This window comes from Anaerostipes amylophilus (genome assembly GCF_025567365.1).
Taxonomy (GTDB): domain Bacteria; phylum Bacillota; class Clostridia; order Lachnospirales; family Lachnospiraceae; genus Anaerostipes; species Anaerostipes amylophilus.
Genome location: NZ_JAOQJG010000007.1, coordinates 93,156 through 117,891, shown reverse-complemented (window position 1 = coordinate 117,891; position 24,736 = coordinate 93,156). Strand labels below are relative to the sequence as shown.

The window sequence follows — 24,736 nt, the reverse complement described above, 5'->3', positions numbered from 1 at the left end:
CCTCCATGATGATAACGACATAAAAAAGAAGCTACCAGTCTCATGGAGGTCCTCGTAAGAAAGAAAAACTGAGCCATAGCCTTGGCAGGCCATCGCACAGCGATTTAGTTCAATCAGAATTTAAGCCGTAAGTCTAGAAATCTAATATATTTTTTGATACAATAATGTTAGGCAATACTAACCATATGTTAGCAAACACTAACTTTCAAAAAATGAGAGGAATAATATATGTATTTAGAGATAAAAGATATGAAAAAAAGCTTCGGGTCAGGTGAAAGCTACAACCAAGTACTAAAAGGAATCACAACGAATATCGAACAAGGCCAGATGTGTGTCATTCAAGGAAGCAGTGGTTCAGGAAAGTCAACGATGTTAAATTGCATCGGTGGATTGGACACCATGGATTCCGGTTCAGTTAAAGTCGATGGCAATGAAATATCTGGATTAAGCGCAGATGAACTTTCCGAATACCGTAGAGCAAATCTGGGATTTATCTTCCAGTTTTACAATCTGGTACCAAACCTTACGGTCAAAGAAAATATAGAAATCTGTCAGTTTTTAACGGAAGATCCTCTGGATATGGATGAACTCTTAGAGACTCTTGGTTTAACAGAACATCAAGACAAATTCCCGGCACAATTATCTGGTGGACAGCAGCAACGATGTGCGATCGCAAGAGCATTGATCAAGAATCCAAAATTATTGCTCTGTGATGAGCCGACAGGAGCGCTTGACTCCAAGACATCCAAAGATATCTTAATCTTATTAGAAAAGATCAATCAGCAATATGGAACAACCATGCTGATCGTAACACATAATAACGTAATCCGTGACATGGTACATAAAGTGATCATCATCAGAGACGGCCAGATCAGTGAAGAATATGAAAATGAAACGAGAGTACCTGCAAAATTACTGGAGGATCTGTAAATGGAAAAAGTATTGAGAAAAAGGGCATGGAGGGATTTAAAAGAGAATAAATTCCGTTATCTTGCACTGGCGTTTCTGATCATCATCAGTATGTATCTGGTTATCAGCTTGATCGGAGCAGCAGATACGATCATTGATGGGACGGCAAGGCAGGCGAAGAAACATAAGTTGGAAGATGGACAGTTTCAGGTGTTTGTGCCATTAACGAGAAAACAAAAAGAAAACCTTACCAAGAAAGGGATTACATTAGAAGAGACATTTTATCTTGACTTTAGACAAAAAGATGGAAGCAAGTTAAGAATCTTTCAGAATCGTAAAAAAGTCGATAAAATTAATCTGGATGCAGGTCGATTAGCAAAAAATAAAAGAGAAGCTGTTATAGAAAAAAGATATGCACAAGAACATAACTTAAAAATAGGATCAAAGATCACGATAGATGGTAATTCTTATAAAATAACAGGAGTCGGATCAGTCCCAGACTATGATGCATGTTATGAAAAGCTATCAGATAGTACTGTAGACAGCAAACAATTTGGACTGGCATTTGTAACGGAAGATGCCTATCAGAATCTCAAAGAAAACGAAAACGGTATTCAGTCTGAAGAATATATTTATGCATATCGATTAAATGGTGCAATGACCCAGAAACAGTTAAAAAACAAATTAAAGAAGATCACATTTAACCCTGATGATGTGGATGATCCATATTTTAAAGATTACTGGAAAGAAACTGCAGGAAAGAAAGATGATATCAAAGATGGAATCAGGAAGCTTACCGATGCAAGTACCCAGATGTCTGACGGATTAAAGAAACTAAGCGAAAATAATGAAACACTGCAAAAAGGTGCCGATCAGATCTTTCAGGCACACTTAAAAACAGCAGGAAGCCAGTTGGTCTCCTTTGGCGTAACATCTTTGACAGAAAATAATTATGCGAGTATTCTAAAAAGATTGATCGCAAAATCAAATGATGGATTGACAAGATTATCCTTAGAGTCTGCCAAAGAGCAGCTGGATGCATTAAAGACATACAGAGATGGAATCAAAGCATATACCAATGGGGTCGAAAAAGCATCTGATGGAAGCAAGAAATTAAAAAAAGGCACAGATCGATTAGAAGAAGGTACAGAAGAACTGATGAAAGCATTTGATATGGAAACCTCAAATCTGACGCAGTTTTTAAAGGCAGATGATAACACGAGAATCGGAGCAGCAGCCAATGATCAGGTGATCAACAAATTTGCAGGAATGGTAGCAGGTGTGATTATTATGATCTTATTTACTTATGTGATTTCTGTCTTTGTTATTCATGGAATTGAGAAAGAAAGCAGTATTATCGGAACATTGTATGCACTGGGAGTGACAAAAAAGCAGCTATTAAAATATTATCTGACAGTACCTGTAATTGTAACATTTTTCGCGGGACTCGTTGGAATGGTTGTTGGATACAGTCCGCTAGGAATTCCAGTACAGATGCAGGATTGCTATGATTATTATTCCATACCAGATTTAACACCAGAGATTCTTGTTTATCTTTTGATCTATGGAGTTATTATGCCGCCACTTATTGCAGTGATCGTTAACTATTTTGTCATAAGAAAAAAACTTTCAAAGCCAGCACTCTCCATGATAAGAAATGAACAGAAGAAGAACCATATTTCAAAAGTCAAATTAGGAGATATGCCCTTCCTTACAAAATTCAGGATCAGGCAGTCTCTTCGTGAGGCAAGAGCTGGATTTACGGTAGTATTTGGAATGTTTATCGCATTATTAATTATGATGCTTGGTCTGGATTGTTATGTGATGTGTGATTATATCAGCAAAGAAAATAAAAGAGATACGGAATTTGAATATATGTATACATATAAATATCCAGACAAAAAAGTGCCGAAAGGTGGGGATGCGTGTTTTGTAAAAGGATTACACAAAGAAGTATGGGGATATGATCTTGAGATTTCTCTCGTTGGAATAGAAAATGATAATCCATATTTCAGTCAAGATAAAGACCTTCCAAAAGCAAAGAATAAAGTGATTATATCATCTGCAATGGCACAAAAATATGATCTGAAAAAGGGAGATTCCATTGTATTATCCGATGAAGAAGATGAAATGGATTATGCATTCAAAGTAGCAGATATTACACAATATTCTTCTGGTATGTACGCATTTATGGATATCGACAGCATGAGAGATCTCTTCCAGACATCTTCTGATTATTACAACATGGTTGTTTCGAAGAAGAAATTATCAATTGATTCTGGAAAATTATATGCAACGACAAGTAAAAAGGCAATCGAGGAGAGTTCGGATATATTTATCAATATGATGAAACCGATGATGGGAATGGTTGTTGGCCTTTCTGTTATCATCTTTGCGATTGTTATGTATCTGATGATCAAAGTAATGATCGATCGTTCTGCACAAAATATTGCATTGATGAAAGTGTTTGGATATCGCAAGAAAGAGATTAAGAAACTTTATCTCGATGGAAATTTCTATATGATCGCAATTGGAGCACTGATCAGTGTTCCATTATCCAAAAAAGTAATGGATGCGATGTATCCAGCCATGGTTTCTAATATAGCGTGTAGTATGAATTTAAGTTTCACATGGCAATTATATGCATTGGTTTATGCAGGAATTATAATTACATATCTGATAATTAACAAGTTATTAGTGCGTAAGATTTACAAAGTTGGACTTTCTGACGCATTAAAAAGTCGTGAATAAAAATAAATAGGAAGAAAATGCCTCCATATGATAAAATGTCATTATGGAGGTATTTTATAATGCTAGCAAATGAAATTCAGAAAATGAAAATAACAGGAAAAGAAATTTATGGCATATATCAGCCAGATATTTGTTATGTAAGCAGAGATGAAATCGAAAGAACGCTACAGATAATCGTTCCAGAAACAACACCAAATCAGGGAGAACCAGACAATCCGGAAGGATTAGAAATCGGCAGCAAAAATGTCTATGGGCATCCATATTTCTGGAGTGAACCAACATTAAGTCTGATCGAGCAGTTTTTCAAAAAATATATGAAATAGACGTCTTTGCCAGATGATATAAACTATTGTATAATGGTACAAAAAGACCAAAGAAGGAAGAGACGATGACATTACAACAGTTAAGATATGTCGTAACAATCGCAGAGATCGGAACGATCAGCAAGGCAGCAGAAGAACTCTTTGTATCACAGCCAAGCCTTACCAAAGCATTAAAAGAACTGGAAAAAGAGATGCAGATCACGATCTTTGACCGCACCAACAAAGGAATTCATGTATCCAGAGAAGGAGAAATTTTTCTCGGATACGCAAGGCAGGTGCTGGAACAGGCGGCATTGATCGAAGAGAAATATAAACATAAAAATGGCGGGAAACAGGAATTTTGTATCTCAACACAGCATTATTCCTTTGCAGTTAATGCATTTGTAGATTTGATCAAGGAATATGGAAGTGAGAATTACGATTTCAGTTTGCGAGAGACACAGACCTATGAGATCATCGATGATGTGGCAAGAATGAAAAGCGAGATCGGAATTTTATATCTCAATGAATTTAATGCATCTGTACTTGAGAAGATCATGAAAGCGAATGATCTCAAATTCACGGAACTATTTGTCGCAAGACCACATATTTTCATCTGTGACAAGAACCCACTGGCACAGAAAGATCAGGTTACAATGGAGGATCTCAAAGATTATCCATATCTGTCTTTTGAACAGGGAGAACATAATTCATTTTATTATTCAGAAGAAATGTTCAGTACCGAAGTGCGCTCAAAGAATATTCGAGTCAGAGACAGGGCAACGCTGTTTAATTTACTGATTGGATTAAATGGATATACGATCAGCAGTGGTGTGATTGACAAGGAATTAAATGGAGAGAATATTATCGCAGTTTCGCTTGCAGAAGAAGGCGAGATGCATATAGGGTATGTGACACATAAGAAGACGAAACCTAGTAGATTAGGAGCTATCTATTTGGAAGCATTAAAGAGGCATGTACAGTAAAAAAATAAAAACAACATGGATATTGCAATGAAGGTAAAGAAAAAGGAGGGATCAGTATGGCAAGAGTTGTCGGTATTGGACATCAGGATTTTGAAACTGTCCGAATAAAAAACAATTTTTATATTGATAAAACTGAATTCATCAAAGAATGGTGGGAATTTGATGACGCAGTTACGCTGATCACCCGCCCCAGACGTTTTGGAAAAACATTAAATATGAGCATGTTAGAGAAGTTTTTTTCCATCGAATATGCTAAAAGAGATGAATTATTCGAAGGACTAAATATCTGGAAATATAAAGAATACCGGGAAATTCAAGGAACATACCCAGTGATCTTTTTAAGTTTTGCAAATGTAAAAGAAAATACTTACGAACAGGCAAGAGAAAGTATTTGCCGTATCATACAAGAGCTTTATAATCAAAATATTTTTCTTCTTCATACGGATTTGCTGACAGATAATGAGAAAGAAGAATACAAACAGATTTCAACAAGGATGAATGACAGTATGATTTCTGATTCCATTCGAAAGATGTCAGATTATCTAAGTCGCTATTATGGAAAGAAAACAATTATTTTATTAGATGAGTATGATACACCAATTCAGGAAGCTTATGTTGGGGGATTTTGGTCGGATTTGATGGGAGTTTTAAGATCTTTGTTAAATTCTACATTTAAAACAAATCCATATCTGGAAAGAGCAATCATGACAGGAATCACAAGGGTCAGCAAAGAATCCATCTTTTCAGATCTTAATAATCTGGAAGTTGTGACAACAACATCAAAGAAATACGAAGATAAGTTTGGATTTACACAGGAAGAAGTGATAAAAGCTCTGAAAGAATATGATTTAGAAGACAAAAAAGAAGAAGTAAAACTTTGGTATGATGGATTTTGTTTTGGAGAGGCGAAAGAAATCTATAATCCATGGTCAATCATAAATTATCTGGATAAAAAGGAAGTAGCTCCATATTGGGCAAATACAAGCAGTAATTCCTTGATCGGAAAGTTGATCAGAGAAGGAAATACACAGGTAAAAGAATCGTTTGAATTATTATTAAATGGAAAAGAAATTGTGACAGAATTAGATGAGCAGATTGTATATGATCAGCTGGATCTAGAGGAAACAGCAATCTGGAGTCTGTTACTTGCGAGTGGTTATCTGAAAGTAGAAGAAAAAATAAGAGATGATTCTGATTATCTAAATTGGAAGCAGTTGTACCGTTTAAAATTAACAAACTTTGAAGTAAAAGTAATGTTTGCACATATGGTAAAAAACTGGTTTTCAAAGACTGGTGGAGATTATAATGCATTTATTAAAGCAATGTTAAATGATGACATAGAAGCAATGAATGCTTACATGAATCGGATATCAATGCGCATTTTCAGCTATTTTGATGTAGGGAAAAAATCGTCAAAAATGTTGGAACCAGAGCGATTTTACCATGGATTTGTGCTTGGACTTCTGGTAGAATTAATGGATCGCTATGAAATAAAATCCAATCGTGAAAGTGGTTTTGGAAGATATGATGTGATGTTAAGGCCAAGAAATGTCAAAGATAAAGCAATCATTATGGAATTTAAAGTAATCAGTCCTAAGAAAGAAAAATCTTTAGAAGAAACAGCACAAAATGCATTGGAACAGATTAAAGAAAAGAATTACAAAGAAGAGCTAATCGAAGCAGGAATCAGTGAAAATAATATTAAAGCATATGGCTTTGCATTTGAAGGGAAAAATGTCCTGATCTCAGATTAACAAATTACAATAAAGAAAGGTAGAAAACAATGGAACAGCAACAGCCAGAAAAAAAACATAAACGAAGGGTAAGATACAAAGGAACTCATCCAAGAAGATTTGAAGAAAAATATAAGGAATTAAACCCAGAAAAATACGGAGATACGATTCAAAAAGTCATCAGCAAAGGAAGTACCCCAGCTGGAATGCATATTTCTATTTGCGTAAAGGAAATTCTTGAATTTTTCGATATTCAGCCAGGACAAAAAGGCTTGGATGCAACCTTAGGATATGGCGGACATACAAGAAAGATGTTAGAAAAGTTACAGGGCAAAGGTCATATCTACGCATTAGATGTAGATCCGATCGAATCTGTAAAGACAGAGAAACGTCTGCATGATGCAGGGTTTGGAGAAGATATCTTAACGATCAAGCATATTAATTTTGCTAATATTGATCAGGTAGCCGAAGAAGTTGGACCATTCGATTTCATTTTAGCCGACCTTGGCGTATCCTCCATGCAGATTGATAATCCGGAAAGAGGATTTTCTTATAAATTTGAAGGACCATTAGATTTAAGACTGAATCCAGAAAAAGGAATTTCAGCGGCAGAGCGTTTAGAAGATATCACGAAGGCTGAATTTGAAGGAATGCTCATTGAAAATGCAGATGAGCCGTATGCAAAACAGATTGCAAAAGAAACCGTTGCAACGATGAAACGGGGAAAGAAGATCAAGACAACAACAGATCTTAAAGATGTCATTGAAAGAGCATTAAACTTTTTGCCGGAAAAAGAGCGAAAAGAAGCAGTTAAAAAATCCTGCCAGAGAACATTTCAGGCTTTGCGTATTGATGTAAACAGCGAGTTTGAAGTATTAGAAGAATTATTGGAGAAACTTCCAGACGCATTGGCACCAGGTGGAAAGGTTGCGATCCTTACATTCCACTCTGGAGAAGATCGACTTGTAAAACATGCGTTTAAGTATGGGAAGAAAATAGGAATCTACAGTGATGTAGCCAAAGATGTTATTCGTCCATCAAAAGAGGAATGTGCCCAGAACGGAAGAGCAAAATCAACAAAGATGCGCTGGGCGATCAAAGTGAAATAAAAATTAAAAGGAAGGGAAATATTAAAAAGAGGTATGCTTTTTAATATTTCCTTTTTTTCAAAAATATGAAAGAAAATGGTTTAAAATGATTGACTTTGACTGAAACTGTGTTATAATGAAGAAAAAAAAGAAACAAATGATTGATTTTGACGTTTTTAATTTTGGAAAAGGAGGATAACCTGTATGAGAATTACAGAGCTGTTGCAGGATGCAACAATTGACCTTGGTGTGAAGGTTAACAGCAAAGAAGAAGCAATTGATCATCTGGTTGATTTAATGGTCAAGGGCGGAAACATCACAGATCGCGAAGAATACAAGAAGGGCATTTTAGCAAGAGAAGCTAATGGAACAACTGGTATCGGAGGAGGGATTGCAATTCCTCATTCTAAGAACAAAGCAGTAACTAAGGCTGGTTTGGCTTCTATGACAGTACCAGACGGAGTCGATTATGAAGCAATGGATGGAGAACCATCTGACGTATTTTTTATGATCGCAGCACCAGCAGAAGGAAGTGACGTGCATTTAGAGGCATTGTCAAGATTATCTGTGATCTTAATGGATCCAGTATTTAAGGACAGCTTATTGAAGGCAACAAGCAAGGAAGAATATCTTGCATTGATCGACAAGAAAGAAACAGAAAAATTCCCAGAAGAGGCGGCGAAGGAAGAAGAGAAACCTGCTGTACAAGAAGAGAAAGCAGACGATGGAACGATCAGAGTTCTTGCAGTTACAGCATGCCCAACAGGAATCGCTCATACATTCATGGCAGCAGAATCTCTTGAGAATAAAGCAAAAGAGATGGGAATTACATTAAAAGCTGAGACAAATGGTTCAGGTGGAGCAAAGAATGTCTTAACAAAAGAAGAGATTGAAAATTGTGATGGAATCATCGTAGCAGCAGATAAGAACGTTGAGATGGCACGTTTTGATGGAAAACAGGTTCTTCAGACAAAAGTAGCGGACGGAATTAATAAACCAGAAGAACTGATCCAGACAATTTTAGATAAGAAAGCACCAACATATCATCATTCAGGAGCAGCAGCACAAGAAGATAGTGCAGAAGGTGAAAGCGTTGGACGTCAGATTTATAAACATCTGATGAATGGTGTATCTCATATGCTGCCATTTGTAATCGGTGGAGGTATCTTGATCGCTCTTGCATTCTTAGTAGATAATCAGGCAATCAACCCGGCAAACTTCGGTAAGAATACACCACTTGCAGCTTTACTAAAGACAATCGGTGAACAGGCATTTGGATTTATGCTTCCAATCTTAGCTGGATTTATTGCAATGAGTATTGCAGACCGACCAGGATTAGCGATAGGTTTCGTTGGTGGAGCATTAGCAAATGGTGGTTATACATTTGCAAATATCATGGCATATGACTCTACCAAAGCCGTTTCCTCTGGATTTATCGGAGCATTATTTGCAGGTTTTGTTGGTGGATATATCATGGTTTTATTAAGAAAACTGTTTGATAAATTACCAAGTGCATTAGAAGGGTTAAAACCAATTTTACTATTCCCAGTTTGTGGTATTTTAATTATGGGTGTTGTGATGATCGCAGTTAATCCGGTTGTTGGAGCGATCAATACAGGACTGAATAACTTCTTATCATCTATGAGTGGAACAAGTTCTATCCTTTTAGGAGCAGTTCTTGGAGCGATGATGTCCATTGATATGGGTGGTCCATTTAATAAAGCAGCGTATGTATTTGGTACAGCACAGTTAACAGTAGCCAATGCAGGACCAGAACAGTATGCGATCATGGCAGCTGTTATGGCCGGAGGAATGGTACCTCCACTTGCGATCGCACTTTGTACAACATTCTTCAAGAATCGTTTTACAGAGAGTGAAAGAAAATCTGGTGTTGTAAATTACATCATGGGATTATCATTCATTACAGAAGGAGCTATCCCGTTTGCAGCAGGAGATCCAATCCATATCCTGCCACCATGTATCGTAGGATCTGCAGTAGCAGGTGCGTTATCCATGGCATTTAAATGTGGACTTCCAGCACCACACGGTGGAATCTTTGTTATTGGAGTCATCACGAATCCAGTACAATACTTAATTTCTGTAGTAGTTGGTGCAGTTATTGGAATGATCGTTATGTCATTTACAAAGAAACCATTAAATAAATAAGATTGTAAATAACCATTTACAATAAATTAATTCCTCATATTTTCATAAGCAATATTTATAATAAGTAAACAGAGATTGTGAAATTTTGCAATCTCTGTTTGCTATTTTGATAAAACAATGATATACTAGATAAGATTTTAGAAATCAAAGACAGTTCATTCGTACCATCCTGTCTATAAACAAAACTAGGACTGAGAAGAAGATTTTCAGGATACAGGTACGCGTGCTTGTATCCTTTTTTGATTGAAAATATATGTAGAAGGGAAAGAAGAAAATGTATCAGTTAACAACACATGCATCCTTTGATTCAGCTCATTTTTTATCGGGTTATGAAGGAAAATGCAGCAATATCCACGGTCACCGCTGGAAATTAGAAGTTACCGTACAAAGTGAAACATTAGAACAGACAGGGCAGATTCGAGGAATGGTTGTCGATTTTGGACAGTTAAAAGATGATATCAAAAAATTAGCAGATGAGTTTGATCATAGTCTGATCATAGAAGATGGAACATTAAAAGAGAAGACAGTAGAAGCATTGAAAGAGGAAAATTTCAAAATGATCTTCGTAGATTTTCGTCCAACTGCAGAGAGTTTTGCAAAATATTTTTATGATAGAGTGAAAGAAATCGGATATGATGTCAAGTTAGCGAAAGTTTATGAGACACCAAATAATATGGCAGCATATGGGGAGTAAATGAGATGGAAACATTTAAAGTAGTCGAAACCTTTGTAAGTATCAACGGAGAAGGAAAGAAAGCTGGTCGTCTTGCTATGTTTATCCGATTGAAAGGATGTAACTTAAACTGCTCTTACTGTGACACAACATGGGCAAACAAAAGAAATGCAAAGTGTGAACTTTTAACAGCGCCACAGATCGTAGAAAGAATTAAAGAGGCAGGAGTAGAACTCGTTACATTAACTGGTGGAGAACCACTTCTTGATGAAAATGTATCAGAACTGATCGGAAGTATCTTAATGATGCCAAAAGTTGAGATTGAGATTGAGACAAACGGAAGTGTACCGATCAAATATTATAAAGAAAGAGATAACAGATTGACAATGACAATGGATTATAAACTTCCATCCAGCAACATGGAAGAGAGTATGTGCCTTGAAAATATGGAATATTTAAAACCATGGGACGTTGTCAAATTTGTTATTGGAAGCAGGGAAGATTTAAACAGAGCAAAAGAAATCATCGAAAGATTCAGCCTGTGCCAGAAGGCGATCGTATATTTCAGTCCTGTATTTGGCAAGATCGAACCAGAAGAAATCGTTGAATTTATGAAAGAAAACAAGCTTAACAAAGTCAGATTCCAGATTCAGATCCACAAAGTCGTATGGGATCCTGACAAGACAGGCGTTTAGTACTAATTTATTATGGGAGGAAATACTATGGCAATCGATAAAGAAGCGATCAAGGAACACGTAAGAGGAATCCTTGTTGCACTTGGAGATGATCCAGATCGTGAAGGATTAAAAGAAACACCAGATCGTGTCGCAAGAATGTATGAAGAAGTCTTTGAGGGAATGAATTATAGTAATCATGAGATCGCACAGATGTTTTCAAAAACATTTGAAGATGATCTAAGTGTCAAAGACCACAAAGATATGGTGATCGTAAAAGATATAGATATCTTTAGCTATTGCGAACACCATATGGCATTAATGTATGATATGAAAGTTTCTGTGGCATATCTGCCAAAAGATAAAGTATTAGGACTTAGCAAGATTGCAAGAATCTGTGACATGGTTGGAAAGCGCTTACAGCTTCAGGAAAGAATCGGAAGTGATATCGCAGAGATCATCATGGAAGTTTCAGGAAGTGAAGATGTAGCCGTTTATATCGAAGGGTGCCATAGCTGCATGAGTGCAAGAGGAATCAAAAAACAAAATGCTAAGACAGTGACAACAACACTTCGTGGAGCATTTGACACAGATTCTACATTAAAATGGCATTTTATGATGCAGGCAGGAAAATAAGAAAAGGAGATAAGCAAAATGGCAAAACCAAACAAAGCCGTTGTTGTATTCAGCGGTGGACAAGACAGCACAACATGCCTTTTCTGGGCAAAGAAGAAATACGATGAAGTGATCGCACTTTCATTTAACTACGGGCAGAGACATTCCAAGGAACTTGAATGTGCCAAGAAGATCTGTAAAGAACACGGGGTAGAACATCATATCTTAGATATGGAACTATTAAACCAGTTAGCACCAAACTCTTTAACAAGAGTAGACATGGAAGTAGATCATGAAGCACCAAAAGAAGGAACACCAAATTCATTTGTTGATGGAAGAAACATGTTATTCTTAACATTTGCAGCTGTTTTTGCAAAACAAAGAGGAATTCATGTATTAGTAACCGGTGTTTCCCAGAGTGATTTCAGTGGATACCCAGACTGTCGCCATGTCTTTATCTCATCCCTAGAGACAACATTAACACTTGCCATGGATTATGAGTTTGAAGTGATCACACCACTGATGTGGATTGACAAGAAACAGACATGGGAGATGGCTGACAAATTAGGTGTTTTTGATATCGTAAGAAATGAAACTTTAACATGCTATAATGGAGTGATGGGTGATGGATGCGGAGAATGCCCAGCATGTAAGTTAAGAAGACATGGATTAGAGGAATATTTAAAAGTCCGTGGACATAAATAAGAATATACAAAAGAGAAAAAGGATCTTGTAATTGTACAAGGTTCTTTTTGCTATTTATACATATGAATAAATGAAAAAAAGTTGCAAGAAAGCATTGATAAAATTTTAACAATAGTGTACTATGTATTTGTAGCGAAACAATCGATTGAAATCGGATATTCAGATATATGAGGATAAGTTCAATTTCGGTCATCCAGGTAAAAGGAGATGTAGTTATGGCAAGATTTACATTACCAAGAGATTTATACTTCGGAGAAAACGCATTAGAGACACTAAAAACAATCAAAGGAAACAAAGCAGTATTATGCCTAGGCGGCGGATCTATGAAACGTTTTGGATTTGTTGACAAGGTTGTTGGATATTTGAAAGAAGCTGGAATTGAAACAAAACTGATCGAAGGAATCGAACCAGATCCATCTGTAGAAACTGTTATGAAAGGTGCCAAAGTGATGCAGGAATTTGAACCAGACCTGATCATCGCAATGGGTGGAGGATCACCAATTGATGCAGCAAAGGCAATGTGGGTATTTTATGAGCATCCACAGACAACCTTTGATGACATCAAAGATCCATTTACAATCCCACCACTTCGTAATAAAGCAACATTTATCGCAATTCCATCAACCTCAGGAACAGCAACAGAGGTAACGGCATTCTCAGTAATTACAGATTACAGTACAGGAATCAAATACCCACTGGCTGATTTTGAGATCACACCAGATGTAGCGATCGTAGATCCATCATTGGCAGAGACCATGCCACAGACATTAACAGCACATACAGGAATGGATGCATTAACTCATGCAATCGAAGCTTACGTTGCAGGATTACATTCTCCATTCTCAGATCCGTTAGCGATCCATGCGATCGAGATGATCTTTGATAACCTGAAAGCATCTTATGAAGGGGACATGCAAGCAAGAGGAAACATGCATATCGCACAGTGCCTGGCAGGAATGGCATTTTCTAACGCACTGCTTGGAATCGTACATTCCTTAGCCCATAAGACAGGAGCAGTCTTTGATACAGGACACATTCCTCATGGATGTGCAAATGCAATCTATCTTCCATATGTCATCCAGTACAATGCCAAAGTCTGTGAAGACAGATTCGCAATGATCGCAAGAAAATTAGGACTTCCTGGAGTTACAGATAAGGCATTAACTTTATCACTGATCAAAGCAGTAGAAGATTTGAGAGCAAGTCTTAATATTGTGTCTAATCTGAAAGATTTCGGAGTAAATGAAGAAGAATTTATTGAGAAGAAACATATGATCGCAGAGAGAGCAGTTGGAGATGCTTGTACGGGATCTAATCCGAGAGAAACATCTGTTGAGGATATGGAGAAGATATTGGAATGTATTTATTATGGTAAGGATGTGACATTCTAAAATTTAATTTATAAAACAAACAGTAGTGTATCGAGTATAAAATGAAACAGACACATATATTAGGGTTTGAAAAACGAATTCCATTGACGGCTTTTTTGCAAAACGCTGATTCGCAAAGATTCCTCTGCAAACTCGCCTACGGCTCAAACATGCAGCCATCTTTGCTGCGATTTTTCAAAAAAGCCTATGGAAATTCTATCATTTCGAACCCTAATATATGTGTCTGTTTCATTTTATACCTGAAGGCTACTTGGTTTTAAAATTAAGATTTTCATAGACAGAGGGAATGCTGGATATAGTTTATAGGATTCCAATAAAGTTTTCGACAAACAGAAATTGTTAAAAAATGCTTTATATAAATGATTTGAATTCAAAAATATAGTATGTTATTGTTAAAATATAAAACAATAAAACGGATAAATGATTAGGAACAATAAAGTTGAAGGTATAGGAATTAAGCTGGTGGTACATAGAGGAAGAAACAATGAGGAAAAACAATAAAATCTTACTTATATAGTTTAACGATCTTACCTAAAGCCAAAAATTTAAGAATGAACGCATATATGATTTATAAAGTGCAGGTAATAGGATTGAATAATTAAGTAACATCAATGCATTTCTAAAAATTTAAGAAGTGAGGGGTGGTCATATGAATCAAAAGAAGCAATTAACAAAACTTCAAAGAAAACAAGAAGAATGCCAGCTATTTTCCAAAAAAGATAAGAAGATTATAAAGCAGTTAAGTCAATGTAATAGCAGTTATTATAAAGCAAAAGTAATGGATATGCTTATTTATGAACTAGAAGACTGGAGTTATGATATTCTAAAAGTCATGGTAAAAGATCAAGACAGACTTGTTGCGGAAATGGCGGTGCGATCCTTGGCAAATTTTATTAAGGCAGAGGATTTTGCAAGTTTATTGGAAGAGTTTGAAGAGTGCACGGATTTTATAAAATATGATATTGTTGATATGATAGGATATATTGGATTTAAGAGAAAACTGTCTGATGATGTTATAGAAAAAAGGATGCATGAAATATTATCAAAGTTAAAGAAAGACAGAAGGGCAGTTTATAGTACTTATGCGGAATTATATTATGTAACGCAGGAAAAAAAATATATTTATGAAATCTTAAAAGATTTAAAATCTAAAGATGATGACATAAGGCATTATGTTTTGTATACAATAGATAGAATGATTATAGAAAATAACTTAAATGATAAAAAATTATTAGATGATCATAAACAGTTATTACAAAAAATGGAACAAAAATTACATTTAAATATGAAACACGAAGAACGATATAACCGTATATTCAGAGAACGTTTAATTCGTTCCATTCGTAAAACATTAGGAAAGCCGACAGAAATCATTTATTCCAAGGAAAGAAATTTTTATGAACAGATTCCAGAGGATTCGGAACATATTTTACAAAGATGTATTTTCGAATTATATTATCCAATCCATGATGATCGACAAGAAATCGTTTTAAATCTGTTAAGAGACAATAAAGAAAAAATAAAAGATGAATGTTTTTACATTTTTGGAAGTTACATTGAAAGTCTCTATGGAAATGATGAAGTTAATGTATATCAAGAATGGCTGGAAGAGAATGGTTCAAGAGAAAATGAAGCAATCATCTTATATTTGAGGGCAGTTTGGGAAGTTGCACTTAGTGATTATGAAGTATCAAATAAAAGAGCCTTAAGATATGCAAAAAAAGCTTTGAAATGTACCAAAGATATTCCTGCAATTTATCATCTCATTGGCAGACTAACAAGCCCGGATACGGATTATTACATAGAGCTAAAAGAAAAAGTGAAACAACATACAAAATATGTAACACTACACGAAATCGATGATATTCCATTGGAACAATTATATAGCTATGAGACATTTTTACAGATGGATGTTCTAAAGAGGATTGTAAAACCAGAGAATTTTTCATGTATCTGTATTGAAGAAGATTATGAGAAGTTTTGGAATTGGGGATTGGAGAAGAGTGTTTTTGGTGAATAGACGAAGTCAGTAAAATAATGTATAATAAGAACCAAAATAAGGAGGAATCCAACTCATGGGAAGATATCTAAATAGTTCAATTCCATATGCGTTATATCAAGGTGAAGCAAATCAGCCATATTTTGTAGATAAATCATTATTGCTGACAGAATTGTTCCCTGTTTTGGATGCAGGGAATCAGCATGTTTGTATCACAAGACCAAGACGTTTTGGAAAAACGATCATGGCTAATATGATCGCAGCATTTTTGAGCAAAAAAGTGGATTCAGATTCGATTTTTGGAAGATTAAAGATTGCCGGTAATACGAAATATAAAGAATACAGAAATAAATATAATGTGATTTCTATTGATTTTAGTAAGATATCAAGATCCTGTGATTCATATGCTGATTATATAGGGAAAATCGAAATAACGTTGATCAGAGATTTGAAAAAGAAATATCCACAGATCGAAGTTTACGAAGATGATTCTGCGGCGGATGTGCTAGAGACGATTTTTGAAGAATGCAGTCAGGAACGTTTTGTTTTTGTTTTGGATGAATGGGATTTTATTTTCCATAAAGATTTTATTACGGAAGAAAATAAAAAGCAGTATATCCAGTTTTTAAGTAATTTATTAAAAGACCGCCCATATGTTCAAATGACTTATATGACAGGAATTCTTCCAATTGCAAAATATTCCGATGGATCGGAATTAAATATGTTTGATGAGTATGATATGGCATGCAAAGAAAAATACAGTGAATATTTTGGCTTTTTGGATGAGGAAGTGGATCAGCTTTATAATATTTATAAAAAGATAACAAAGAACCCGAAGATTTTAAGAATTGAATTAAAAGAATGGTATGATGGTTATCGAGCGGCAGCAGGAGATTATTTATATAATCCAAGATGTGTTGTCTGTGCATTAAGAGATAACCAACTGGCAAACTATTGGACAAGTTCGGGAACTTACGATTCCATTTTCAACTATATCAAAGGAAATATAGCGGATGTGAGAAATGATATTGTATTGATGGTTGCGGGAGAACGTGTTCCGGCAAAAATGCAGCAATATGCAGCAACAGCAAATGATTTATATACAAAAGACCAGATTTATTCAGCAATTGTAAATTTAGTATATCTTTCTGCAAGAGATGAATATCGTGTTGAGAGAGAAGATAAAGCAGGAAAAGGATTTGTGGATTTTATCTTCTATCCAAAAAGAAATGATATACCTGGAATCATTTTAGAACTTAAAATAAATCATACGCCACAGGAAGCAATAGAACAGATTAAAGAGAAGAATTACCAATTGAAATTCCAAGGAAAAATTGGAGAAATTTCAGCATATGAAGGAAGTATATTAGCAGTTGGAATCAGTTATGATAGAAAAACGAAGAAGCATAGTTGTGAAGTAGAAAAGCTATAAATAAAAAAAGGATACACAATCAATTTGAAAGTAATATAAAATCGGTTGTGTATCTTTTTATTATGGCATTATTTTAGCTGATCAGGCAGAAAACTGAAAATATATTTTTCTGATTTTTTTACTATGAATGCGCCAATATAAGTGGCAAGAAGTTCAAAAATCAACCCAATATAAACAGAAATTCTAAACATACCACAAAATCTTATGATCCAGAAAGTCAGAACATGATGGACAAGCATTGCTTGATAACTGTATTTTGCAAGAAAAGATATGAATGGAAAATTAAATTTCATTACAAAATATCCGAAAGAGTACAGAAAAATAAATAAAATAAAACCCATAAAAACAATTGGAAAATTGTCACCAAAATAAGAACGAAAATCTATATTACATAGTACTAAAATAATACCGAAAGAAATAAAAGATGTCCATTTACTTAATAAAAAGTTTCGATGTTCATAAAACCATATTCCAGCAAGAAAAGACGCTGTGCATACAAAAAAATCGGTTCTTCCAAGATCACATATGATTTGAAGAATAAAAATGGCACTTATGATCATATAAACAACAGATCGATGATTTTTCCATAATGTTAAAAAAACAGGAAATAAGATATAAATAAGAATTATAACACCTAAAAACCATTCACCAACTGAATAATATCCTATACCATTTGGTAAAAAATATCCATCTATACCTATTATTGAAAAAAGAATATAGATAGGATTCCCACCCCAAAAAATTGTTTGGTGTTGCATGGATCGAATAATAAATACGGCAAGCCATACAAGCCAAAAAGAAGGGTAAATACTTCGAAATCTGCGGTAATAATATTTTTTGAATGAAAAATGAGAAGCGTAATTCATAAATAATACATATCCACTGATGATTAGAAATGTATAGACCGCTGATTGTCCCCAGCGGCCAGATGCATAACCATATAAAGGAAGATGTTTATTTGTAATATGATCTTGAACTAATGAACAACTATAATGATATATAACGATAATTAACATGGAAATTGCACGTACAAATACAATTGCAAGGTCTTTATGTTTTGAAATCATAAAACAATACCTCTGTTTCTAATGAAATGATCGTAATTCATGTACCGCAAATGTAATCGCACATATCGCCGCAAATCCATCCGCAATTGGTGCTGAAAACATAACTCCCTCAATTCCAAAGAAAATCGGCAGAATGATCATCAATGGCAGCAAGAAAATAACCTGTCTGGTCAATGAAAGGAAAATACCACGGTTCGCCTTTCCAATCGCCGTAAAAAAGTTCGCAGTAATTGGCTGTAAACCATTAATAAAAGTACAAAACAAGAAAATTCGAAAGAACTTCTCAGCAAAACGGAAGTAAGCTTCACTCTCAGAACCAAAGATTCCAATGATCTGTCGTGGGAACAACTGGAAGCAGATAAAAGAAACCGTACTGATGATCGTTGCAGAGATTGCAGCTTTTAAATAGGCTTCTCGCACACGATCCAGTTTCTTCGCACCATAGTTATAACTGATGATTGGCTGTAATCCTTGGGAAATACCAATATTAATGGAGAAAAAGATCATATTGATCTTTGTGATGATCCCGGCACATGCTAGAGGGATATCGCTTCCGTAAGAAGATTTTGCACCATATCGGATTAAAACATTGTTCATAACGATCTGTACGACCATCATAGAAACCTGATTAAAAAATGGTGCCATACCAAGGGAAACAATTCTTCCGATATAATGTGGGTGTGGTTTTAATCTTTTCAATGTCAGATCGACGGTCTTAAATTTTCTTAAATATAAGATTACCATAATACCAGAAACAATCTGCCCGATCACAGTTGCCCATGCAGCACCGGCAATTCCCATATGAAAACCAAAAATCAATGTAGGATCAAGGATCGTATTAATGATTGCACCAGTCAAAGTACAAGCCATAGAAAACTTTGGACTTCCATCAGCACGTACAAGATTTGTACCTCCAGTTGTTAAGATCAAAAATGGAAAACCAAGGGATGTAATTCCGGTGTAGGTTAAAGAATAATTTAAAACACTAGAAGTTGCTCCAAATAAGATCATCATTGGTTTTAAAAATAGTCTTGTCACGATGCAAAGAATCACACCAAGTGAAAATAGCATGGTGATCGCATTTCCAGCGAAGGAAGCTGCTTCATTCTTTTCGCGTCGTCCCATGCAAAGGTTAAAGTTTGCAGCGCCACCAATTCCACACATTAAAGCGATGGAAGTACAAGTGATGACTAATGGGAAAGCAACATTCGTTGCGGCATTTCCAAGCATTCCAACGCTTCGGCCAATAAAAAACTGGTCTACCATATTATATAAAGCACTTACGACCATAGCGATAATGCTTGGAATTGCAAAACGAAGAAGCAAGCTAGAAATCTTCTCAGTACCGAGAGGATTTGTCTTTTGTTCATTCATAATAAATAAAACCTCTTCTTTCTAATTAATATATCAATGTTATAAAAATGGTCCAAATGATTAAATTTAATCGAAACGGACGTTATTTAGTATAGTATAAATGACAAAATAGTACAACTTTTTTAAAAAAGTTTTTGAGAAATAGTGCTTAATAAACGAGAAAATAAGAGATAATTTAATATATTATCAGAAAATAACTATATATAATCTCAAGAAGTCTAATTATCTGACAACTTAAGAAAATTCATACTTTACAACTAGGGAAAATTTCGATATGATAAGAAAAAACAACGAGAGAACACAGCGAGAAAGGATGAATGGATATGAAACAGACAAATCAAATTCCTGGATTATATGATCCAAGTTTTGAGCACGATAACTGCGGTATCGGTGCCTGTGTAAATATTAAGGGAGTCAAGAATCATCAGACAGTAGATAATGCACTGAAGATTGTTGAGACATTAGAGCATCGTGCAGGAAAAGATGCAGCAGGAGAGACAGGAGACGGTGTAGGAATCATGCTTCAGATTTCACATAAGTTCTTTAACAAAGCCTGCAAAGAAGCTGGAATCAATATCGGGAAAGAAAGAGAATACGGAATTGGAATGTTCTTCTTTCCAAATGACGAATTAAGACTTCGTCAAGCAAAGAAGATGTTCGAGATCATCGTTGAGAAAGAAGGAATGACATTCCTTGGATGGAGAGAGGTTCCAACAGTACCAGCAGTTCTTGGTAAGAAAGCAGTAGAATGCATGCCAAAGATCTTACAGGGATTCGTTGCAAAACCAGCAGACGTTGAAAAAGGACTTGATTTTGACCGTAAATTATATATTGCAAGAAAAGTATTCGAACAAAGTAATGAAGAATCTTATGTCGTTTCATTATCCAGCAGAACGATCGTATATAAAGGTATGTTCTTAGTTGGACAGCTTCGTACATTCTTTAAAGATCTTCAGGATCCAGATTACGAATCAGCAATCGCACTTGTACATTCACGATTCAGTACAAATACGACACCAAGCTGGGAGAAAGCTCATCCATATCGTTTTATCGTACATAACGGAGAGATCAACACAATCCGTGGAAATGCCGATAAGATGCTTGCCAGAGAAGAGAATATGGAATCAGAGTACCTCAAAGATGAAATGCACAAACTGATCCCAGTGGTAAACCCAAACGGATCTGACTCTGCAAGACTTGATAATACATTAGAGTTCTTAGTTATGAGTGGTATGGATCTTCCACATGCGATCATGATCACAATCCCAGAACCATGGGAGAACAATAAAGTCATTTCACAGGAGAAACGTGATTTCTATCAGTACTATGCAACAATGATGGAACCATGGGATGGACCTGCATCTATCATCTTTACAGACGGTGATCAGGTAGGAGCGGTACTTGACCGTAACGGACTTCGTCCATCAAGATACTATATCACAGATGATGATCAGCTGATCTTATCATCAGAGATTGGAGTTCTTGACATCGATCCAACAAAGATCGTAGTTAAAGAAAGACTTCATCCAGGAAAGATGTTATTGGTTGATACGATCAAAGGAGAAGTGATCGCAGATGATGTAGTCAAAGAAAAATACGCAGAGAAAGAACCATATGGTGAATGGTTAGATAGTAATCTGTTGGAATTAAAAGACTTAAAGATTCCAAATGAACCAGTTCCAACATACGGAGCAGAAGAACGTGAAAAACTGATGAAAGCGTTCGGATATACATATGAAGATATCCGTACAGCAATTCTTCCAATGGCATTAAATGGGACAGAAGCGATTGCAGCGATGGGAAATGATACACCACTTGCAGTGTTATCTAACCGCCATCAGCCATTATTTAACTATTTTAAACAGTTATTTGCGCAGGTAACAAACCCTCCAATCGATGCGATCCGTGAGGAACTTGTAACATCAACAACGGTTTATGTCGGAAAAGAAGGTAATATCTTAGATGAGAAACCAGAAAACTGCCGCGTATTAAAAGTACACAACCCAATCCTTACAGATACAGACCTGTTAAAGATCAAATCCATGAACAAAGAAGGATTTAAAGTTGTAGAACTTCCTATTATATATTACAAGAACACATCTCTTGAGAAAGCATTAGACCGTTTATTCGTAGAAACAGACAGAGCTTACAGAGATGGAGCCAACATCATCATTCTTTCTGACAGAGGAGTCGATGAAAACCATGTGGCAATTCCTTCATTATTAGCAGTATCCGCAATGCATCAGTATCTGATCAAGACAAAGAGACGTACATCTGTTGCACTGATCTTAGAGAGTGGAGAACCAAGAGAAGTTCATCATTTTGCAACACTGTTAGGATATGGTGCATGTGCAGTAAACCCATACCTTGCATTACAGGGAATTAAGAAACTGATCGATGAAAATATGCTTCAGAAAGATTACTATGCAGCTGTTGAAGATTACACAAATGCGATCCTTCATGGAATCGTTAAGATCGCATCTAAGATGGGTATTTCAACATTACAGTCTTATCAGGGATCTCAGATCTTTGAAGCGATTGGTATTAATTCTGATGTTATTGAAAAATATTTTACAAATACAGTCAGCAGAGTGGAAGGTATTTCATTAAAAGATATTGAAGCGGATGTAGATGCAAGACATGATACAGCCTTTGATCCACTCGGACTTGAGAATGATCTGACATTAGAGAGTTCAGGAAGTCATAAATGCAGAAGTGGAAAAGAACAGCATCTTTACAATCCACAGACGATTCATACACTTCAGGTTGCAACAAGAACAGGAAGTTATGAGCTGTTTAAACAGTATACAGATATGATCGATAAGGAATTAGAGCCAGGAAACTTAAGAGGTTTAATGGAATTCAATTACCCAGAAAAAGGTATTCCAATCGAGAAAGTAGAAAGCGTTGATTCTATTGTCAAACGTTTCAAGACAGGAGCAATGTCTTACGGATCTATTTCCGGAGAAGCACATGAAACACTGGCGATTGCTATGAACAAATTAGGTGGTAAATCAAACAGTGGTGAAGGTGGAGAAAGACCTGAGAGATTAAAAGTTGGAAGAGACGGATTAAATCGTTGCTCAGCGATCAAACAGGTTGCATCTGGACGTTTTGGAGTAACAAGTGAATATTTAGTAAGTGCCAAAGAGATTCAGATCAAGATGGCACAGGGAGCAAAACCGGGAGAAGGAGGACATCTTCCAGGTAAGAAAGTTTACCCATGGATAGCAAAAACTCGTCATTCAACAGCCGGTGTAAGCTTAATCTCACCACCACCTCATCATGATATTTACTCTATCGAGGACTTGGCACAGTTAATTTATGACTGTAAGAATGCCAACAGAGATGCAAGAATCTCTGTAAAACTGGTATCCGAAGCAGGAGTCGGAACTGTTGCATCTGGTGTAGCAAAAGCTGGAGCACAGGTTATCTTGATCTCTGGTTACGATGGTGGTACAGGAGCTGCTCCTAGAAACTCTATCTACAATGCAGGACTTCCTTGGGAGCTTGGACTTGCAGAAGCACATCAGAATCTGTTAATGAATGATCTTCGTAACAAAGTTATCGTTGAGACAGACGGTAAGTTAATGAGTGGTAGAGACGTAGCAATCGCAGCAATGCTTGGAGCCGAAGAATTTGGTTTCGCAACAGCACCACTTGTAACACTTGGATGTGTCATGATGAGAGTATGTAACTTAGATACATGCCCAGTCGGAGTCGCAACACAGAATCCAGAATTACGTAAGAGATTCGCTGGAAAACCTGAATATGTTATCAACTTCATGAGATTTATTGCTCAGGAATTAAGAGAATATATGGCAAAATTAGGAGTTGCTACTGTTGATGAATTAGTTGGACGTACAGACTTATTAAAACCAAACGCAAAAGCAGCCGAAAAACATGTTGACTTGTCTAAGATTCTTGGATATAAATATGATCCAGCTCAGAAGATGGATTACAATCATAAAAATGTATATGATTTCAAACTGGAAAAGACAGCAGATATGAAAGTTCTGATGAAAGAATTAATGCCAGCACTTGAGAAGAAACAAAAGAAGATCATTCAGTTGGACGTTACAAATATTGACCGTACATTTGGAACGATCTTTGGATCAGAGATCACAAAACGTTGGGGTGAACAGGCATTAGATGATGATACATATATTGTAAAATGTAATGGAGCCGGTGGACAAAGCTTCGGAGCTTTCATTCCAAAAGGTCTTACATTACAGTTGGTTGGAGATAGCAATGACTACTTCGGAAAAGGACTTTCTGGTGGTAAATTAATCCTTTGTCCTCCAACAGGTGTCAAATTCAAAGCAGAAGATAATATCATCGTAGGTAACGTTGCATTATACGGAGCAACAAGCGGTAAAGCATTTATCAATGGTGTTGCAGGAGAACGTTTCTGTGTCAGAAACTCAGGAGCTACAGCAGTTGTTGAAGGAGTTGGAGATCATGGATGTGAATACATGACAGGTGGTCGTGTTCTTGTTCTTGGACCAACAGGAAAGAACTTCGCAGCTGGTATGAGTGGTGGAGTTGCTTATGTATTAGACGAAGACAGCAAGTTATATAAGAACTTAAATAAAGAAATGGTTTCTGTAGAAACTGTAACATCTAAATACGATGTTATCGAATTAAAAGATATGTTAAAAGAACATGTTGCATATACAAATTCCGAAAAAGGAAAAGAAATTCTGAAAGACTTTGAACAGTACCTGCCTAAATTTAAGAAGATCATGCCAAATGATTACAAAGCAATGTTAAATCTGATCGTTCAGATGGAAGAACGTGGATTAAGCAGTGAGCAGGCACAGATGGAAGCATTTAATATGAAAGCAAATGCAGGAAAATAGGAGGAAATT

17 protein-coding genes are annotated in these 24,736 nt (G+C 35.9%); 15 read left to right on the top strand and 2 right to left on the bottom strand.

Annotated elements, in window-relative coordinates; genetic code table 11:
* The first annotated feature begins 228 nt into the window (after nt 1-228).
* The 14 genes from OCV53_RS10800 (at nt 229) to OCV53_RS10735 (ending at nt 17,424) form a co-directional block, all read left to right on the top strand.
* On the top strand, nt 229-930 hold the full coding sequence (locus OCV53_RS10800; protein ID WP_055198251.1) for an ABC transporter ATP-binding protein: 702 nt from the start codon (nt 229-231) through the stop codon (nt 928-930).
* The gene (locus OCV53_RS10795) at nt 931-3,660 is read left to right on the top strand and encodes an FtsX-like permease family protein (protein WP_055198250.1); all 2,730 of its coding nucleotides are present in this window, start codon (nt 931-933) and stop codon (nt 3,658-3,660) included.
* Nucleotides 3,661-3,719: 59 nt separating this feature from the next.
* Nucleotides 3,720-3,983, top strand: coding sequence for a hypothetical protein (locus OCV53_RS10790; protein ID WP_055198248.1), 264 nt, complete (start codon nt 3,720-3,722; stop codon nt 3,981-3,983).
* Between the two features lie 65 nt (nt 3,984-4,048).
* Nucleotides 4,049-4,948 carry a LysR family transcriptional regulator gene (locus OCV53_RS10785; protein ID WP_055198246.1) on the top strand — a complete coding sequence of 300 codons (900 nt, stop codon included), beginning with the start codon at nt 4,049-4,051 and terminating at the stop codon, nt 4,946-4,948.
* 56 nt (nt 4,949-5,004) lie between these two features.
* Nucleotides 5,005-6,702, top strand: a complete 1,698-nt coding sequence (locus OCV53_RS10780; RefSeq protein WP_055198244.1) for an AAA family ATPase — start codon at nt 5,005-5,007, stop codon at nt 6,700-6,702.
* A gap of 29 nt (nt 6,703-6,731) precedes the next feature.
* Nucleotides 6,732-7,790: a 16S rRNA (cytosine(1402)-N(4))-methyltransferase RsmH gene (gene rsmH, locus OCV53_RS10775; protein ID WP_055198242.1), complete on the top strand. Its 1,059-nt coding sequence runs from the start codon at nt 6,732-6,734 to the stop codon at nt 7,788-7,790.
* A gap of 183 nt (nt 7,791-7,973) precedes the next feature.
* The gene (locus OCV53_RS10770; protein ID WP_055198240.1) at nt 7,974-9,935 is read left to right on the top strand and encodes a PTS fructose transporter subunit IIABC; all 1,962 of its coding nucleotides are present in this window, start codon (nt 7,974-7,976) and stop codon (nt 9,933-9,935) included.
* Nucleotides 9,936-10,209: 274 nt separating this feature from the next.
* Complete coding sequence (gene queD / locus OCV53_RS10765) at nt 10,210-10,629, top strand: 6-carboxytetrahydropterin synthase QueD (protein ID WP_008393720.1); 420 nt, start codon at nt 10,210-10,212, stop codon at nt 10,627-10,629.
* Nucleotides 10,630-10,634: 5 nt separating this feature from the next.
* The gene (gene queE, locus OCV53_RS10760; RefSeq protein WP_055198239.1) at nt 10,635-11,303 is read left to right on the top strand and encodes a putative 7-carboxy-7-deazaguanine synthase QueE; all 669 of its coding nucleotides are present in this window, start codon (nt 10,635-10,637) and stop codon (nt 11,301-11,303) included.
* Nucleotides 11,304-11,330: 27 nt separating this feature from the next.
* Nucleotides 11,331-11,918 carry a GTP cyclohydrolase I FolE gene (folE, locus tag OCV53_RS10755; RefSeq protein ID WP_022375443.1) on the top strand — a complete coding sequence of 196 codons (588 nt, stop codon included), beginning with the start codon at nt 11,331-11,333 and terminating at the stop codon, nt 11,916-11,918.
* 18 nt (nt 11,919-11,936) lie between these two features.
* A complete protein-coding gene (gene queC, locus OCV53_RS10750; RefSeq protein ID WP_055198238.1) occupies nt 11,937-12,602 on the top strand; it encodes a 7-cyano-7-deazaguanine synthase QueC in 666 nt (221 codons plus the stop codon).
* Between the two features lie 215 nt (nt 12,603-12,817).
* Entirely contained in the window at nt 12,818-13,993 is a 1,176-nt protein-coding gene (locus tag OCV53_RS10745; protein WP_022375445.1) for an iron-containing alcohol dehydrogenase, read from the top strand.
* A gap of 649 nt (nt 13,994-14,642) precedes the next feature.
* Nucleotides 14,643-16,013 carry a hypothetical protein gene (locus OCV53_RS10740; RefSeq protein ID WP_055198237.1) on the top strand — a complete coding sequence of 457 codons (1,371 nt, stop codon included), beginning with the start codon at nt 14,643-14,645 and terminating at the stop codon, nt 16,011-16,013.
* A 55-nt stretch (nt 16,014-16,068) separates the two neighbouring features.
* A complete protein-coding gene (locus OCV53_RS10735; RefSeq protein ID WP_055198236.1) occupies nt 16,069-17,424 on the top strand; it encodes an AAA family ATPase in 1,356 nt (451 codons plus the stop codon).
* Nucleotides 17,425-17,492: 68 nt separating this feature from the next.
* Here OCV53_RS10735 and OCV53_RS10730 read toward each other — a convergent pair whose 3' ends face one another.
* Together OCV53_RS10730 and OCV53_RS10725 are read right to left on the bottom strand one after the other, a co-directional pair.
* On the bottom strand, nt 17,493-18,491 hold the full coding sequence (locus tag OCV53_RS10730) for an acyltransferase family protein (protein ID WP_055198235.1): 999 nt from the start codon (nt 18,489-18,491) through the stop codon (nt 17,493-17,495).
* Between the two features lie 18 nt (nt 18,492-18,509).
* Nucleotides 18,510-19,865 (bottom strand): MATE family efflux transporter, encoded by a 1,356-nt coding sequence (locus OCV53_RS10725; protein WP_022375450.1) that lies wholly within the window; start codon nt 19,863-19,865, stop codon nt 18,510-18,512.
* Between the two features lie 317 nt (nt 19,866-20,182).
* Here OCV53_RS10725 and gltB point away from each other — a divergent pair, with 317 nt between their 5' ends.
* Nucleotides 20,183-24,727 (top strand): glutamate synthase large subunit, encoded by a 4,545-nt coding sequence (gene gltB, locus OCV53_RS10720; protein ID WP_055198233.1) that lies wholly within the window; start codon nt 20,183-20,185, stop codon nt 24,725-24,727.
* Nucleotides 24,728-24,736: the final 9 nt, after the last annotated feature.